Here is a 15,882-nt window from a genome sequence, read left to right on the forward strand (position 1 = left end):
CAGGATCTCTACTTCTGAGGCGACGTACGCGGCCATGAACCCGGGCTAGAAGCCGCCGAAGTCTCCGCCACCGAAGTCGCCGCCGCCGCCGAAGTCCCAACCGCCGCCGCCACTGTCACCGCCCCAGCCGCCGCCGTCGCCACCGCCGCCATCCCAGCCGCCGCCGTCGCCTCCGCCGTCCTGTCCGGCGCCCTCGAGTTGGCCCTGATCCATACCGTCCTGGAAACCGTCGCCGTAGCCGTTCTCGAACCCCTGGGCGCCGTAGCCGACGCCACCCATGCCCGAGAACATCGTGCTGAACAGCAGCACCGAACCGACACCCCAGGCGCCCGCCACCAGAGCGGGCTTCCACCACGGCTCGGAGTACCAACCGGCGGGCACGGGTCGCCCGGCCACACGGCCGCCGGGGTAGTAGTTCGGCGTGCGTTCGGACGGCGTCGGCGACGCCTCGATGTCGCGGCCCTCGTACTGAACCCGACGGTCCTCGGTCACGGTGCCAGCCGAGTTCTGGCCGGACAGCGTCTCGAGTTCGGGTCCGGGGTCAATGCCCATCGCGACCCGTGCCGCACGCACGTAGTACAGCCCCTCCATGGCGCTCTCCTTGGCGAGCAGCGCTTGGCGGGCGGTGGTGGCCTGCTCGATCTGCGACCCCGCAGCGGTGAAGCGTTCGGAGGCGTCGGCCAACGCCTGCTTGGAGGCGTCGTCCGTTCCGGTCAGGTTGATCACCTGACCGCCGAGGCGGTCGATGGCGCGACGGGCGTCGGCCTTCGCGTCGTCCAGTGAGGCCGCACTGCGCTTGCCGGACGCCTTCGACGAGGCATAGACGGCGAATCCGATAACGGCGACGAGAATGACGATGAGCACCAGCAGGAAGCTGTTCATGGGGTCCAGCGTACCGACGGGAAAGCGGTGCCAACGGGCCGTCACCTGGCTAACTGAGGGCAGTCACAGGGAACGTCAGCCCAGCGCTTGGTGCCCGGCCTCGGCGCATGCGGCGTCGTCCTCGGCACTGGCGCCGCTGACGCCTACCCCTCCGGCAATGCGACCGCCGACCACGATCGGCACGCCGCCGCCGAAGATGACGAACCGGCCACCGCCGTTGGCGTGCAGTCCGAACAGTTCGCCGCCGGGCGCGGCGAGGACGGCGAGTTCAGCGGTGGAGATGCTGTTCGCGACTGCGGTGTAGGCCTTGTCGATCGCCAGCACGGGACCTGCGATCTCGGCGCCGTCCATCCGGCCGAATGCCACCAGGTGCCCGCCCGCGTCGACGACGGCGGCCGACACCAGGATCGATCGCTTGACCGCCTCGGCGTGTGCGGCCTCGACGATGCGTTGGGCGGATGCGAGGTCCAGAATCACCTCGACAGTCTGCAGGCCCGAGTCCGGGCGCGGGCGACTACCGTCCTGAGTCGCTTGCGATCTTGGTCAACTCTCGCCGGCGTCGCTCCCAGTACCTTCGGCGCCACCGCCAGAAGCGGCAGGTGCATTGGAGGTTGGCTCGCTGGGGTTGGACTCTCCTGCGACCGGGCCCTTGGCGATGGTCTCGGCGACCTGCCTCGATGCCGCTCGGCTGGACCCTTGTTGAAGAAGTCGTTGAGGGGCCTGGGTTTGATCAGGGCTGGTGAGTCGAGCTGCGTCGTGCTGACGACGCGAATGTCCTTGGGCGCCAAGGGGCCGCGACGGCGGCCACCGACGCGACCGTCAACGAGGCAGCAAGGAAGCTCAGGGGTCGTAGCATCAATCAGCACGGCCACATGGTGCAGGTGAACTACACCACCATGGCGAGATGTGTGGGATTCTCAAGGGATGCCGCTCCGCGACCTGCCGAAGGTCTGCATCGGTCACCGCCTCATCGGTAGGCCACGAGGTGCCGCGGTACCTCAGGGTGGCAGTAGCCGGGCGTGGTGATCGGTCGCCGATCCCTGCTGCTCCTCGCCAGTGCCGTCGGCGCGGAGGCTGCGCTGGTGGCATGCGCGAGAGACCCGCGACCACCCGGCGACATCGCAGTACCTCAGACGCCCGCCTACGCCGTGGCCCTCAACGAGCAGATGCCGGCCATCCTGAGAGACAACGGGATACCCGGGGCGATCGTGTTGGTCCGCAGCCGCGAAAAGGGCAATTGGAGCGCGACGTTCGGCGTGGCCGGCATCGGAAGCAAGGTTCCGCCCTCGATCGATGATCACGTGCGCATCGGCAGCATTACCAAGACATTGACCGCCACTGTCATCCTGCAGTTGCAACAAGAGGGGAGGCTCGCGATCGCGCATCCGATATCGCGCTACCTGCCTTGGGTGCCAAACGGAGACAACATCACCATCCACCAGCTGGCGGAGATGCGTAGCGGGCTGTACAGCTACACCAGCGACCCGACGTTCGCCGCCACACTGGAGAAACGTCCCGACACCGTATGGACCCCGCAGCAACTCCTCGACATCGCGTTCGCCCATCCGCCGAACTTTGCACCGGGCAGGCAGTACGAATACAGCAACACCAACTACGTGCTGCTCGGGCTCGTGATCGAACAACTCACGGGCATGTCGGCGGCGTCCGCGCTGCAGACCCGGATCTTCGATCCACTGGGGCTGCGCAACACGGCGTTGCCGGCCGCGGCCGATTCTGAGCTGCCGTCCCCGTATCCGCGGGGATACATGTGGGGGCCCAACGAGGCGTACGAAGGTCCACTCCCGGAGGCCCAGCAGAAGGCGGCGCTGACGGGTGCCCTGGCGCCCGCCGATCACACCGATGACAATCCGTCGTGGGCATGGACGGCCGGTGCCGTCACCTCCCGGGCAGAGGACGTCGCGGATTTCATCGAGGCGATGGTCGGCGGATCGTTGCTCAACGAGACGTCCCGGCAGTGGCGATTGGCCAATTTGAAGCCGATGGACTCGTCCGCTGCGGGTCGCGCGGCCGAGCTGGGATTCGGAACCTACGGCTTCGGACTGGAGGGGGCGGGCCCGATGTACGGGCATCCAGGGAACATCGTCGGGTTCTCGGGGCTCGCCGTACACGACCCGAAGGTCGGCAACACGGTTGTCATCCTGGCGACGGTATATCTCACCGTGCAGGGCGACTCGCCGCAGAACGTCCTCTTCAAGCCGATATTCCGTCAACTGTATCCGGATGTGGACGCACAGCTTCGCGGCGAATCACCGCCCACGTCCTCGCCCTCGACTTCGCCTGCACCCGTGGGCACGTCGACGGCGCCCACCAGCTCGACCGGGCCGGGACGCTGATGCCACGCTAGATGGCCAAACTAACTCGCGGTTCCGGCGCTGAGTGGCCGTCGCGATCGGAGTATGGCGTCAGGTCATGCGTTCCTCGCTGATGAGTCGGTTGACGATCCGGCGCACCTGCAGGGCGGCGGCATCGGAGTTGACGCTGACCTCGTCACGGGGGCCGTCGATGTCGATGACCTGCTGCATCGTCTCCAGGATCTGCTGGACGCGCCGGTAGTACGCGGCGAAGATCGGCAGCAGTTGCTCGGATACCTCCGGCCCGGCTGCAAAGTTGCGACTGACCCGCCACACGTGCCGGGTCTGGCTCGCCGACACCGGGGTGACCGCGTGAGTGAACCGGAAGGTATGCGGGGATCCACCGTCCACGTAGACATGCCAGGCATCCACCCAAAGGCCAGGGGTGACGAACGCCCCCTCCTCACGCTGGGCGTGCTCGGTGTCCGGTGACAGGCCCAGCGCGTCGGCGTGCCACCCGGTCAGCCGCGCGGGCGAGTAATCGCGGCTGAACGACACCGAGTTCTCACTGACCTGGACCTCGAGGGCAGGCGGCTCGCCCGCGAGCGCCGGCGGGGCGATGAAGGAGTCCACCACCGGGACGTGTGTGATGTCGGCGAAGTTTTCGTGCAGCAGCAGGACGTTCGCTTGGGTGTCCCACTCATCGCCGAACGTCGTCCAGCCGTCCTCGGCCAGCCAGGGCGTGTGCGGCGGGTGGCGCCTCGATGCCAGCGGTGCGACACCGAGCCAGACCCAGACCAGGCCGTCGTGCTCGACGACGGGGAACGCCCGCACCCGGGCGCCGATTGGCACGTGTGGCTGGGTGGGCACGTGCACGCAGTCGCCGTCTGGTGCGTAGGCGAAGCCGGAGTAGCCGGAGACGATCGTGTCGCCGTCCACCCGCCCGAGGCTCAGCGGGTAGGGCCGGTGGGCGTCACGGTCCTCCAGCGCCACCGCCTGCCCGTCTTGCGTGCGATACAGCACGACCGGTGTCTCCAGCGCCCGTCGGGCCAACGGCCGGCGGCCGACCTCGTCCTTGGTGGCTATCACGTACCAAGTGTTGACCGGGTAGGTGGTACCGCGGCGCCGGATGCTGGCCGAGGTGCGGCTCATCGTGGTCCTCTCGTGCAGTGTCCGGTATTCCGGGCGGTTCGGTGGGCGGGCACGTCTAGATGTCGAGGACGAGCCGCTTTGACTTGCAACGGGACACGCAAATCATCATGAACTCGTTGGAAGCCCGCTCCTCCTCGTTGAGGACGGAGTCGCGATGGTCGATGTCGCCCTCGACGACCTCGGTTTCGCAGGTGCCGCAGATGCCCTCCATGCACGAGCCGAGGACGTTGGCCCCGGCCTCGAGCGCCGCCTGGAAGACGCTCTCGTCCGGTGACACGGTGACGGTGACGCCGGTTTGCTGCAGGACGAGCTCGAAGCTCTCGTCGGCAACGTCCGAAATTTCCTGCGGTTTGGCCGAGAACCGTTCCAGGTGCAGGCTGCCCGACGGCCAGTTCGCGCACTTGGCCTCCACCGCCGACAGCAGCCCCTCCGGCCCGCAGGAATACACCAGCGTTCCCTTCTGCGATGCGCCGAGCACGGCATCGAGGTCGAGGAAACCGGCCTCGTCCTGCGGGACGACGGTCACCCGGTCGCCGTATTGGGCCAGCTCGGGGAGAAACGCCATCGACGCGCGGTGACGGCCGCCGTAGAGCAGCCGCCAGTCGGCGCCGGCGGCCTCAGCCTGGGCGATCATCGGCAGCAGCGGGGTGATGCCGATCCCGCCGGCGATGAACAGGTAGGTCGATGCGGCCACCAGCGGGAAGTGGTTGCGCGGCCCCCGCACGGTCACGGTGGCGCCCTCGGTCAGGGTGTCGTGCACCCGCTGCGACCCCCCGCGGCTGTCCGGGGTGCGCAGGACTCCGATGCGCCAGGCGCCGTCGTCCCCGGGAGAGCTGCACAGCGAGTACTGCCGGACCAGGTCGTCGGCGAGCACGAGGTCGATGTGGGCACCGGGCGACCACGACGGCAGGGTCTCACCCGTGGGGCTGACCAGGATGAGCGCCATGACGTCCTCGGCCACCACCTCTGCCTTCTGGACCAACAACTCGGCCTCGTGCTCACGCACGATGGTCCGCGTGGTCAGGGACATCTCAGCCATCTCACCATCCCTAGCAATCATCGGAGTACTTTCGGGCCCGCGCGGCACCTACGCTTAGGCGGGCACGACGGCAACGGGGAACCGCTTGATGCCGTTGACGAAGTTGCTCCGCACGCGGGTCACCTCACCGCCCAGCTCGATCGATTTCACCCGCGGCAGCAACTCCTCGAACATCAGCCTGATCTCCATGCGGGCAAGCATGTTGCCCAAGCACAGGTGCGGGCTGCCCTTGCCGAACGTCAGGTGGGCGACGTCCGTGCGGGTCACGTCGAAGCTGTACGGGTCGTCGAACACCGACTCGTCGCGGTTTCCGGAGGCGAACCACATGACGACCTTGTCGCCTTCCTTGATCTGCTTGCCGCCCATCTCCAGGTCGCGGGTCGCGGTGCGGCGGAAGTGGTAGACCGGCGAGGCCCAGCGCAACATCTCTTCGACGGCGGGCTGGATCAGGCTCGGCTCCGCCTGCAGCTTGCGCAACTGGTCCTGGTTCTCGATCAGCGCCAGCATCGACTGGCTGATCGCATGCCGGGTCGTCTCGTTGCCCGCGATGACCAAGAGGAGGAAGTAGTTGTCGAAGTCGGTCTCGGACAGCGGCTGGCCGTCCTCGGGCAGCTTGTTGGCCAGCATGCTCACCAGGTCGGTGCCGTCGCCGCCCTTGCGCTGCCTGGCGAGCTCGCGACCGTAGGCGAAGACGTCGAGGGCAACGGGCGTGCGGAAGGGTAGGTGTTTGTACTTGTCGCTGTCCGGGTCGGTCAGCAGGTAGTCCGTGTATTCCGGGTCGGTGTTGCCGACCATCTGGTTGCCCCAGTCGATCAGCTGGTCGGTGTCGCTGGACGGCACGTCGAGCAGCCGGGCCAGTACCTGGATCGGGAAGTCGGCGGAAATCTTCTGCACGAAGTCGAACTCGGTGGTCTGCAGCGCCTGGTCCACGGTCTGCCTGGTGAGTCCGCGCAGGAAGTCCTCGTAGTTGCGCATCAGGTTGCCCGCGCTGAATTCGCGCTGAATCAGCTTGCGCAGTGCGCGGTGGCGGACGCCGTCGGTTTCCAGGATCGACCGGCGAACGTCCATCAGCTCGTCGTCGACCTCCTCGAGGTTGACGAACTTGGTCGAGGTGAAGGTCTCGGAGTCCTTGTCGACCGCACAGACGTCCTCATATCGTGTGACCGCCCAGAAGCCGGCGCCCATGTCACGCTCCTCGTTCCAGTGCACGGGGTCCTCACGGCGCAACGTGTCAAACATCCCCCATCCCTCGTTGCGCGCAAACGCGTCGAGGTCAGAGAGGTCGACTTCTTCAAGCGGTACGGGCGTGGGCTTGGGCACGATGCCTCCAATCGTTTGGGTCCAAACAATATGCACGTTCCGCACCTCACGCAAGGGGCTAGGCAACGCGCGCCGAAGTCGCTATCGTACGGACCCAAACGATCTACGCTGAATCCACACGAGAGTAGGAACGCAGATGACCGAATTGAAGGGGTTCTTCTACCCCCGGACAGCCGGTGGCCGGTCCTCCCTCATCCCGCCGCCGCCGTGGTACTACTCAGGCGACCTGCTCACCGTGGAGTACCGCACCGACCCCGCCCGGGTCGCCGAGCTGCTGCCGGCCCCGCTGGAACTGGCCGGTGAAGACCCTGGCGCGGTGGCGCTCATCTGGGCCGACTGGCAGTCCTGCTCCGGCAGCCGTGAGGAACTGCTTGACCCGGTGCGGGCACAGTACAAGGAGGCCTTCGTGGTCGTCCGCTGCTCATTCGGGGGCCAGACGTACTCGCGCTGCGTGTACATCTGGGTCGACAAGGACTTCGCCATCGGCCGCGGCATCCATCAGGGCTACCCCAAGAAGCTCGGCTCCATGTGGCAGACCCGTCCGCACCAGTTCAGTCACGCTGCACCGCAGGTCGGCGCCGGTGGTGTCTTCGGCGCTACCCTCGCCGCCGGCGACCGACGGCTTGCCGAGGCCGTCCTGACCCTGCGTGAGGAGTCCGAGACCAACGGCTTCGTGAACTCGCACAAGATGGCCCATCACCGGATCTTTCCCGGCATAGAGGCCAACACGCCGGACGCGTACGCCGAGCTGATCGAGTCCGGCTCCAGCGAGTTCGAGGCGGGTCCAGCCTGGACCGGCGACGTCGAGCTGCGCCTCTTCGACTCCCCGACAGAGGAGCTGTCCCGGCTCACCGTCGACGAGATCATCGGCGGCTACTACCGCCAGGTCGGTGTCGTCTGGAACGGTGGCCGGTCCCTGGCGACGCTGACCTCCCAGGGCGCGGTCGTCGAGGCGACCCGATGAGCAGCAAGCCTGCGCAGCGCCATCCCACTTACGTTGCGGATGTCGAGGGGGTGCCCGTCGACACCAGGCACTGGATCGGCGGCAGGCGGGTGGGTTCCTCCAGCACGTTCGACGACATCTCACCGATCGACGAGACGGTCATCGCCAAGGTGCACGCCGGCGGTCAGCAGGAGGTGGACGCTGCGGTCGCCGCGGCGCAGGCCGTCTTTCCCGCGTGGGCTGCGCTGCCCCGCCCCGAGCGGGCCGAGTTGCTGCGCGCGGTGGCGGACGGCGTGGACAAGCGGGCCGAGGACTTGGCGCGGGTCGAGACACGCGACAACGGCTCGCTACTGCGCTCTCACCGGCGCGGGGTGATGCCGCGGGTCGGCATGAACTTCCGCTATTTCGCCGATTACCTGCACGAGCTCGACCACCCGGACGAGGAGATCCGCGGGCATCGCGAGAGGTTCACCTACCATCCGGCCGGCGTCGCCGCCGTCATCACGCCCTGGAACGCGCCGCTCATGCTGGCCACCTGGCGGATCGGTCCGGCGCTTGCGGCCGGGAACACGGTGGTGCTCAAGCCGCCGGAGTGGGCGCCGTTGACCGCGTCCCTACTCGGGGACATCACCAAGGACTCCGGGCTGCCGGACGGCGTATTCAACGTCGTCCAGGGCACCGGTCGTGAGGCGGGCGCGCCGCTCACCCGGCACGATGGCATTCGGCGGCTCTCGTTCACCGGCTCGGTGCCGACGGCGGGGGTGATCGCCGAGGCGGCGGCGAAGAACATCGTGCCGCTGTCGTTCGAGCTCGGCGGCAAGTCGCCGCTACTCGTCTTCGACGACGCAGACCTCGACCTCGCGGTGAACCTGGCGGTCGAGCAGTTCGACAATGCGGGACAGGTGTGCTTGGGGGCGTTCCGGATCCTGGTGCAGGACGGCATCGCCGAGGAGTTTCTCGAGCGCGTCCGCGCCAAGGCGGCGACCCTGGTTCAGGGCGACCCGCGTGACGAGGCGACCGACGTCAGCGCGCTGGTCAGCCGGGTGCACTTCGAGAAGGTCGACGGATTCGTCAGCCGGGCCAAGGCGGCGGGTGCCCGCGCGGTTCTTGGCGGCGGACCCAACGAGGACCTCGGGGGCCTTTTCTACGCCCCGACCATCCTGGTGGATGCGGCCGAGGGCAGCGAGATCCTCACCGAAGAGGTGTTCGGACCGGTGCTCACCGTGCAGACGTTCAGCAGCGAGGACCAAGGTGTGGCCATGGCCAACAGCACCCGGTTCGGGCTGGCGGCGACCCTGGTTACCGGAGACCGCGAGCGCGCCGAACGAGTCAGCCTGCAGCTCAACGCCGGCACCATTTGGGTCAACTGCTTCTTCGTCCGCGACCTTGGCGCCCCGTTCGGCGGCAACGGCAAGTCCGGAATCGGCCGCGAGGGCGGGATCTGGTCCTTCGACTTCTACAGCGACATCAAGAACACCGTGTTCGCCCCGAACGGGTGGAACAACGAGGCTAAGGAGAACAGCAATGGGTGAAGTGGTCGGCGCGGCTCTGCTCGCGCACGTCCCGACGATCGTCCTACCGGAGCAGACCCGCCGCGAGCTCAACCATGGTGAGGACAGCACGCTCCCTGCAGGACTGGAGCAGTTGCGCAAGGAGGTCTTCGAAACTCTCGACTACGACACGGTGGTGGTGTTGGACTCCCACTGGGCGACGACGGTGGAGTTCGTGGTGACCGCGCACGCACGGCGGCAAGGGTTGTTCACCTCCGAGGAGCTCCCCCGAGGGATGTCGCAGCGGCCGTACGACTTTCGGGGCGACCCGGAGCTGGCGCACCTCGTCGCCGCCAAGGCGGATCAGCACGGCACCTGGATCACCGCGATCGAAGATGATCACCTGCCGATCTTCTACGCCACCACCAACGTGTGGGAGTTCCTGGGCCGGGGCTTGCCGGACAAGCGGTGGATCTCGATCGGGGTCTGCCAGACCGCCGACACCGAGGACAATCTGCGGCTGGGTCGGGCCCTCGGCGACGCGATCGCCGAGTCCGACCGCAAGGTGTTGCTCATCGCCTCCGGCGCGCTCTCGCACACGTTCTGGCCGCTGCGCAAGCTGCGCGATCACGAGGCGGCGGGTGTTGAGCACATTTTCACCGCCGAGGCCGCGGCAGCTGACTTCGAGCGGCTGGAATGGTTCAGCAAGGGCGACCATGCCCGGGTGCTGGAGACCATGCCGGAGTTCTACCGGTTCCGGCCGGAAGCCAGGTTCGGCCACTACCTGATGATGATCGGCGCACTCGGTGAGGGCGACTGCCGCGCCGTTTCGCGCCAGTACGGCGAGTACGAGAACTCGATCGGCACCGGCCAGGTGCACCTCTGGTTCGACCGGCCAGGCGGCGGCTTCCCCCGACCCAGGAGGACACCCGAGGACGCCGAATTCGCGCGCCAGAACGCCGGCCCCGAGCTCACTGCGGCCGGCTGAACAGCCAAAGACTCGCTCCATCGACCGTAAGGAACCGCCATGATCCTCCGTGAGACGCGCCGAATTCTGTTGGACGGCAACGTCGCCGACGTTGTCCGGCAGGGCGACACCTTGGTGGCCCACGACGGTCGGGAGGTGGGCGTCGACGAGGCGATCCACCTCTCGCCCGTCGTCCCGTCGAAGATCATCTGTATCCACCTGAACTATTCCTCCCGGGTGGAGGAGATGATGACCCGCCTGCCTCCGGCCCCGACGTACTTTCACAAACCGGTGTCGGCGCTCAACTCACACGGGGGCGCCGTCGTGCGGCCTCGTGGTTGCAAGTGGCTGAACTACGAGGGCGAGATCGCCATCGTCATCGGGCGGACCGCGCGCAACATCTCCCCGGACGAGGCGGGCGACTACATCCGCGGCTACTCCATCGGTAACGACTACGGGCTGCATGATTTCCGCGACACCGATTCGGGCTCCATGCTGCGGGTCAAGGGCGCGGACACGCTCTGCCCCGTTGGGCCAGGCCTGGTCGAGGGGTGGGCCTTCCGGCACAAGCAGATCCGCACGCTGGTCAACGGCGAGGTCAAGCAGGACGGTAACACCGACGAGATGACTTGGGACATGCACTATCTCGTCGCCGACATCGCGCGGACGATCACTCTGCAGCCCGGCGACGTGCTGCTCTCCGGAACCCCGGCGATCTCACGCGCGGTCTATCCCGGTGACGTGGTCGACGTCGAGGTGGAGGGACTCGGAACGCTGCGCAATCACATCGTCGAGGGGCCGACCCCAATCCGCACGGACGTGGGGGCGCAGCCCACCGAGAGCGAGGAGGTCCTCTCCACGGCGCAGGGCGGCGACTGGGAGTTCCGTGGCATTCGCAAGCCCGACCTGTCGAACACACACTGACAACCGGTGCTTACGACAAACCCGACGTCGCTCGGCAGCCGCGAACGTGAGGAATGTGCCAGCATGCGCGCTCGCCCCCTCACGGTGCCGCTGCGGCGATCGTCGATTACACCGACTTCAAGACCACCTCGATAAACGATGAATGATCCAGGGAGCAGGGCTAACGGGTCCCGTCCGCTGGTCATCATCCCTGCACGCTTCTCGGCCAGCGCGAGCGCCCTGCGTTCCCGGGCCGAGGTGTCCGCGGCGAGGCTTGTCGCCAGCGTGTGGGCGGCCGGCGGCGAACCTCTGACGGTGCACCCGCACGCCGCGGGCGGAATCCTTGACGACGACCTCGTCGACATCGTGGCGCAACGGTTCTGGATGGCCGCCGCGGTCCTGCTGCCCGGCGGCGGCGACATGTCGGCGCGCTGGTCTGGCCAGCAGGCGCATGCCACCCAGTACGACGTCGACGAGGAGCAGGACGTGTTCGACCTTGCGCTGAGCCGCTGGGCGCTGCGCGACGGGATCCCGTTGCTCGCGATCTGCCGCGGCAACCAGGTGGTGAACGTCGCACGCGGCGGCGACCTCGTGCAGGACATGGCCGAGGCCACCGGCCGCGACCACCGCCATCTCGTGCACGACATCGAGTTGGACGCCGAGTCGCCGCTGCGCAGGATCGTCGACGGCGACCGAGTGACCATCTCCTGCCACCACCACCAATGCTTGGGCGTGCTCGGAGAAGGGTTACTACCCGCCGCCCACGCCGCGGATGGGACGATCGAGGCGGTAACCATCGACGGTCACCAGGGGTGGTACCTCGGCGTCCAGTGGCACCCCGAGGACTCCGCGGACACTGACCCGGTGCAGGCCAGCATCTTCCGCGCGTTCATCGGCGCGACGCGGTGAGCGTCTCAGGCCCCCACCGCACCCCCAGCCACGCCGTCGGCCTCGACCGTGCGGACGATGCTGCGCAGGTCCTTGGTCAAGCTGGCCTTGGACTTGGCCGACAGATTCTGCACCACGGCGGACTCCACTGCGTTGAACTTGGGATAGAGCTCCGTCATCAGGTCGATGCCGGACTGAGTCAGCCGTAGCCGCACCAGGCGACGGTCGGCCGCCAGACCCTCGCGGACAATCCAGCCGCGGCTCTCCAGCGTCTTCACCACGCCCGTCAGTGTCGCCTTGGAGATGGCCGCGTTCTCGGCTACGTACCGCGTCTCCATCCCGTCCCAGATCCACACAACCCACATCACGACGAAGCCACTCCAGGTCAGGTCGTACTGCCGTAGTACTGCGTTGGTGATGTGCGAGCGGACCGCGTTGGCGGCGCGGTAAATGCTCGACACCGTCTGCGCGGCGGCGTAGTCGACGTTCAGTCCGTCGATGTGACGGTGCATAGCCGACTCGGTCTCGGCGAGTGTGCGTGGGTCCGGCATGGCCACATCATAGTGCGAGGTCGTTCGTGTCCGAATGTTGCGTTCGACTCGGAGGTGCAACATGCATGGCGGCTGACTTCCCCAAAACCCTTGACACGATCGTTTGGGGCCGTACGATTCCACTGTAGTCGGTGCCGACCGGGTCGAAAGCCACGCCAAACTGCGAAAACCCCGCCAAATTGGAGGTTCCCATGTCTGTCGCCAGCGACGGAGCCCACAGCGTCACCGGGGAGGTGAAGGCGGCACAACTGGGCCGGCGGTCACTCGGCGTCGCGGACATCGTGTTCTTCGTGGTCGCCGCGTCCGCACCGCTGACCGTTGTGGCCGGTGGCGTTCCCACCAGCTTCGCGGTCACTCAGCTCCTCGGTATCCCGCTCGTCTACGTGATCATCGCCGTCATCCTGCTCGTCTTCGCCGTCGGCTACGCCGCGATGAGCCGGCACGTGGCCAACTCGGGTGCGTTCTACACCTACGTCAGCAAGGGCCTCGGGCAGGCCTGGGGCGTGGCGACCGCGCTGGTGGCCCTCGTCGCCTACAACGCGATGCAGGTCGGCATCTTCGGCCTCTACGGGTACGCGGCGTCGGCCGCTCTGGAGCAATTCCTGGGCCTTCATGTGGCGTGGTGGATCTGCGCTCTGGTCACCGTCGCCATCATCGCGATCCTCGGCCAACTTCAGGTCGACCTCAACGCCCGCGTGCTCGCCGTGTTCCTGATCCTGGAGTTCCTGGTGGTCCTCGTCTTCGACATCGCCGGGGTCGCCAAGCCCGCGGAGGGACTGACAATCGAGCCGTTCCTACCGGCCGCGCTCAGCGGGGGTGCGTTGGGCGCCGCGCTCTGCTTCGTCACCGCGTCGTTCGTCGGCTTCGAGTCCGCCGCGATCTACGGCGAAGAGTGTAAGAACCCGGAGAAGACCGTTGCCCGCGCGACCTACACCGCCGTCATCATCATCGGCATCTTCTACGCCGCCTCGGCCTGGGCGACAACGATGGCGGTCGGCAAGACTCAGATCATCAGTAGATCCCAGGAACTCACCGCGGGCCTGTTGTTCGTCTACGCCGAGCAGAACGTCGGTAAGTGGTTCGCCGACATCGCCACAATCCTCTTCGTGACCAGCCTGTTCGCGGCGCTGCTCTCCTTTCACAACGGGGTGGCACGGTACTTCTTCTCCCTCGGCCGCGAGAGTGTCCTGCCCACCGCGCTCGCCCGCGTCAACTCCAAGGGCGCACCGATGGCCGGCTCGCTCGCACAGTCCGCGATCGCCGTCGTGCTGATCGGGGTCTTTGCGATCCTCGGCAAGGACCCAGTGCTCAGCCTGTTCGCCTGGCTGACCAACGTCGGCGCTCTGGGCGTCATCTTCCTGATGGCGCTGACCTCGGTCGCGGTGGTCGTCTACCTGCGCCGACACAGCGAGGTCACCGAGGCGACGCTCTCGCACGAGGCCGCCGCCGTGGTCGCCTCGATCGCGCTTTTCGTGGTGTTCGGGCTGGCGCTCACCAACTTCGACGCTCTGCTCGGCTCGACGCCGAACGACCCGTTGCGCTGGATCCTGCCCGGGCTGATCGTCGGCGCGGCCGTCATCGGGCTGGTCTACGGGCTCGTGCTGAAGCGGACCCGGCCCGACGTCTATGCCCTGGTCGGGCGGGGCGGCGACTCGGCGTGACCGAGGCCAGATGGTCCGCCATGGCGCCGATACTGATCGAGACCAAACGAACGAGGAGGACGTGACCGTGGGGCACTTCGACGAGTCAGGACTCGAGGCGGCGGCAGGCCGGCTCACCGCGGACGGGATCGACGTCATACGCCTCACCTATGCGGACCTCATCGGCAGCGAGCGGGGACGGGACCTGCTGGTGCAGCACTTCCCGCGCACCGTCGCCGACGGGGTGGCGTTCTGCCGGTCCGTCTACGGCACCACACCGATGGGCGACGTGGTGGACATGGAAGGTGGTCTAAGCGAGGGACTTCCTGACATCGTCGCCTTCCCGGACCTCGAGACCTTCCGGCCGGTGCCGTGGGAGCCGGGCGTGGCCAGCGTCATCGCCGACCTCTTCAACCCCGACGGCAGCCCGTCGGAGGAGAGCCCACGCGCGGTGCTACGCCGGGTCGTCGACAAGTTCGCCGAGCTCGGCATGCGCCCCTTCGTCGGGCCGGAGCTCGAGTTCTATCTGCTCGACCCGGACGCGGCGGCGCCCAGCGGCTGGCGCCGGTACGGGGACGCGACCGGCAACGTCTACGTCGCTGGCCTACGCGGCGACCCGGAAAACACCCTCCTGAACGCGCTGCGGATGCTCGGGAAGTACGGCCTGGACGTCGTGGCCGCCAACCACGAGTTCTCAGGTGGCCAGTTCGAGATCAACCTGTGGCATTCCGATGCGATGAGCGCCGCTGACCGCGCCTTCCAGTTCAAGTCGGCCGTCAAGGAACTCGCCCGCCGTCAGGGCAAGCGTGCGACGTTCATGGCGAAACCGTTCAACGACGAGGGTGGTTCGGGCTTCCACCTCCACTTCTCGACCTGGAGTGACGACGGCGAGCCGTTATTCGACGATGCCAGCGGCGAAGACGGACTTTCCGAGACCGGGCGTTCGGCGATCGCTGGAGTGCTGGCTCACGCCAAGGCACTTGCGGCCTTGCACAATCCGACAATCAACTCGTACAAGAGGTTCGGACCGGACACCCTGGCGCCGTGGCTGGTCGACTGGGGCCTGGACAACCGGTCGGCGATGGTCCGCATCCCGCCGGAGCGCGGACGCGCGTCGCGGTTGGAGCTCCGGCTCGGCGACGCTTCAGCCAACCCGTACCTGGCCATCGCCAGCCTGCTGGCCGGGGCATACCTGGGAATTCGCGACGGGCTCAAGCCGCCCGACAAGCTGGTCGGCTACGGCTACGACACCACCAAGGCGGAGATGCTGCCCACCAGCCTCGGCGAGGCGCTGGACGCGCTGGAGAAGGACTCCGACCTCGCCGAGATCCTTGGTCCGAAGTTCGTGTCCGCCTTCCTGGCCTACAAGCGCAACGAAATCGAGCGGTTTGCCCACTTCGTAACCGACTGGGAGACGAGGGAGTACGCCTACCACCTCTAAACCTCGATCCGCGGATGCGGTTCATGGCGTGGGGTGGATTGCGTTTCGATCTTGTTCGGCGATGGTAGGCACCGACAAGCCTTGGTGGGAAACCATTGTCGTGGTGCGGTACCCGTCGCGGGCGAAGTTCCTGGAGATGGCGCTCGACCCCGGCTACCAGGAGATCGCCGTGCACCGCTCGGCAGCGCTTGAGTCCTCCGGCCTGATCGCGACCGATCCGTGGGACGTGTAGATCCGATTTTGACGCCGTCCACCAGTTACTTGTGACCCTCGGGTTGGGGACCGATGCCTCCTAATGTCGCGCCTGACGCTTGCCTAGCGTTGGCGGCAGAGGGCGAACATCCTCGTTCGCAA

At 67.1% G+C, this 15,882-nt stretch carries 15 protein-coding genes; 9 read left to right on the forward strand and 6 right to left on the reverse strand.

The window, feature by feature from the left end:
* Positions 1-45 precede the first annotated feature (45 nt).
* Both VET27_RS00820 and VET27_RS00825 read right to left on the reverse strand, forming a co-directional pair.
* Positions 46-882 (reverse strand): DUF1542 domain-containing protein, encoded by an 837-nt coding sequence (locus tag VET27_RS00820; protein WP_526514487.1) that lies wholly within the window; start codon positions 880-882, stop codon positions 46-48.
* A gap of 75 nt (positions 883-957) precedes the next feature.
* On the reverse strand, positions 958-1,359 hold the full coding sequence (locus VET27_RS00825; RefSeq protein WP_526514488.1) for a heme-binding protein: 402 nt from the start codon (positions 1,357-1,359) through the stop codon (positions 958-960).
* A gap of 545 nt (positions 1,360-1,904) precedes the next feature.
* On the opposite strand from VET27_RS00825, the gene VET27_RS00830 reads away from it, so the two are divergent.
* Entirely contained in the window at positions 1,905-3,236 is a 1,332-nt protein-coding gene (locus VET27_RS00830) for a serine hydrolase domain-containing protein (RefSeq protein WP_526514489.1), read from the forward strand.
* A 69-nt stretch (positions 3,237-3,305) separates the two neighbouring features.
* Here VET27_RS00830 and VET27_RS00835 read toward each other — a convergent pair whose 3' ends face one another.
* Genes VET27_RS00835 through VET27_RS00845 form a run of 3 tightly spaced genes read right to left on the reverse strand, consistent with a single transcriptional unit; the run spans position 3,306 to position 6,705 of the window.
* A complete protein-coding gene (locus VET27_RS00835) occupies positions 3,306-4,346 on the reverse strand; it encodes an aromatic ring-hydroxylating dioxygenase subunit alpha (protein ID WP_526514490.1) in 1,041 nt (346 codons plus the stop codon).
* Positions 4,347-4,401: 55 nt separating this feature from the next.
* Complete coding sequence (locus tag VET27_RS00840; RefSeq protein ID WP_526514491.1) at positions 4,402-5,385, reverse strand: PDR/VanB family oxidoreductase; 984 nt, start codon at positions 5,383-5,385, stop codon at positions 4,402-4,404.
* A 54-nt stretch (positions 5,386-5,439) separates the two neighbouring features.
* Positions 5,440-6,705, reverse strand: coding sequence for a cytochrome P450 (locus tag VET27_RS00845; RefSeq protein ID WP_526514492.1), 1,266 nt, complete (start codon positions 6,703-6,705; stop codon positions 5,440-5,442).
* A 136-nt stretch (positions 6,706-6,841) separates the two neighbouring features.
* Between VET27_RS00845 and VET27_RS00850 the strand changes: the two genes are divergently transcribed.
* The 5 genes from VET27_RS00850 to VET27_RS00870 all read left to right on the forward strand — a co-directional run bounded on the left by VET27_RS00850 (position 6,842) and on the right by VET27_RS00870 (position 11,917).
* Positions 6,842-7,669 carry an acetoacetate decarboxylase family protein gene (locus tag VET27_RS00850; RefSeq protein WP_526514493.1) on the forward strand — a complete coding sequence of 276 codons (828 nt, stop codon included), beginning with the start codon at positions 6,842-6,844 and terminating at the stop codon, positions 7,667-7,669.
* Positions 7,666-9,180, forward strand: coding sequence for an aldehyde dehydrogenase (locus tag VET27_RS00855; RefSeq protein ID WP_526514494.1), 1,515 nt, complete (start codon positions 7,666-7,668; stop codon positions 9,178-9,180). The genes VET27_RS00850 and VET27_RS00855 overlap by 4 nt, the downstream gene beginning before the upstream one ends.
* Positions 9,173-10,126 (forward strand): DODA-type extradiol aromatic ring-opening family dioxygenase, encoded by a 954-nt coding sequence (locus VET27_RS00860; RefSeq protein WP_526514495.1) that lies wholly within the window; start codon positions 9,173-9,175, stop codon positions 10,124-10,126. The genes VET27_RS00855 and VET27_RS00860 overlap by 8 nt, the downstream gene beginning before the upstream one ends.
* Positions 10,127-10,165: 39 nt before the next feature.
* Positions 10,166-11,029, forward strand: coding sequence for a fumarylacetoacetate hydrolase family protein (locus VET27_RS00865; RefSeq protein WP_526514496.1), 864 nt, complete (start codon positions 10,166-10,168; stop codon positions 11,027-11,029).
* A gap of 138 nt (positions 11,030-11,167) precedes the next feature.
* Entirely contained in the window at positions 11,168-11,917 is a 750-nt protein-coding gene (locus VET27_RS00870) for a gamma-glutamyl-gamma-aminobutyrate hydrolase family protein (RefSeq protein WP_526514497.1), read from the forward strand.
* Between the two features lie 5 nt (positions 11,918-11,922).
* Here the strand turns inward: VET27_RS00870 and VET27_RS00875 are convergent, their stop codons facing one another.
* Positions 11,923-12,447, reverse strand: coding sequence for a MarR family winged helix-turn-helix transcriptional regulator (locus VET27_RS00875; RefSeq protein WP_526514498.1), 525 nt, complete (start codon positions 12,445-12,447; stop codon positions 11,923-11,925).
* Positions 12,448-12,638: 191 nt separating this feature from the next.
* Here VET27_RS00875 and VET27_RS00880 point away from each other — a divergent pair, with 191 nt between their 5' ends.
* The 3 genes from VET27_RS00880 to VET27_RS00890 all read left to right on the forward strand — a co-directional run bounded on the left by VET27_RS00880 (position 12,639) and on the right by VET27_RS00890 (position 15,760).
* Positions 12,639-14,108 (forward strand): amino acid permease, encoded by a 1,470-nt coding sequence (locus VET27_RS00880; RefSeq protein ID WP_526514499.1) that lies wholly within the window; start codon positions 12,639-12,641, stop codon positions 14,106-14,108.
* A gap of 61 nt (positions 14,109-14,169) precedes the next feature.
* Complete coding sequence (locus tag VET27_RS00885) at positions 14,170-15,528, forward strand: glutamine synthetase family protein (RefSeq protein ID WP_526514500.1); 1,359 nt, start codon at positions 14,170-14,172, stop codon at positions 15,526-15,528.
* A 61-nt stretch (positions 15,529-15,589) separates the two neighbouring features.
* Positions 15,590-15,760 (forward strand): DUF1330 domain-containing protein, encoded by a 171-nt coding sequence (locus VET27_RS00890; protein WP_526514501.1) that lies wholly within the window; start codon positions 15,590-15,592, stop codon positions 15,758-15,760.
* Positions 15,761-15,882: the final 122 nt, after the last annotated feature.

Source organism: Mycobacterium sp. (assembly GCF_035633495.1).
In the GTDB taxonomy this organism is placed as follows: Bacteria; Actinomycetota; Actinomycetes; order Mycobacteriales; family Mycobacteriaceae; genus Mycobacterium.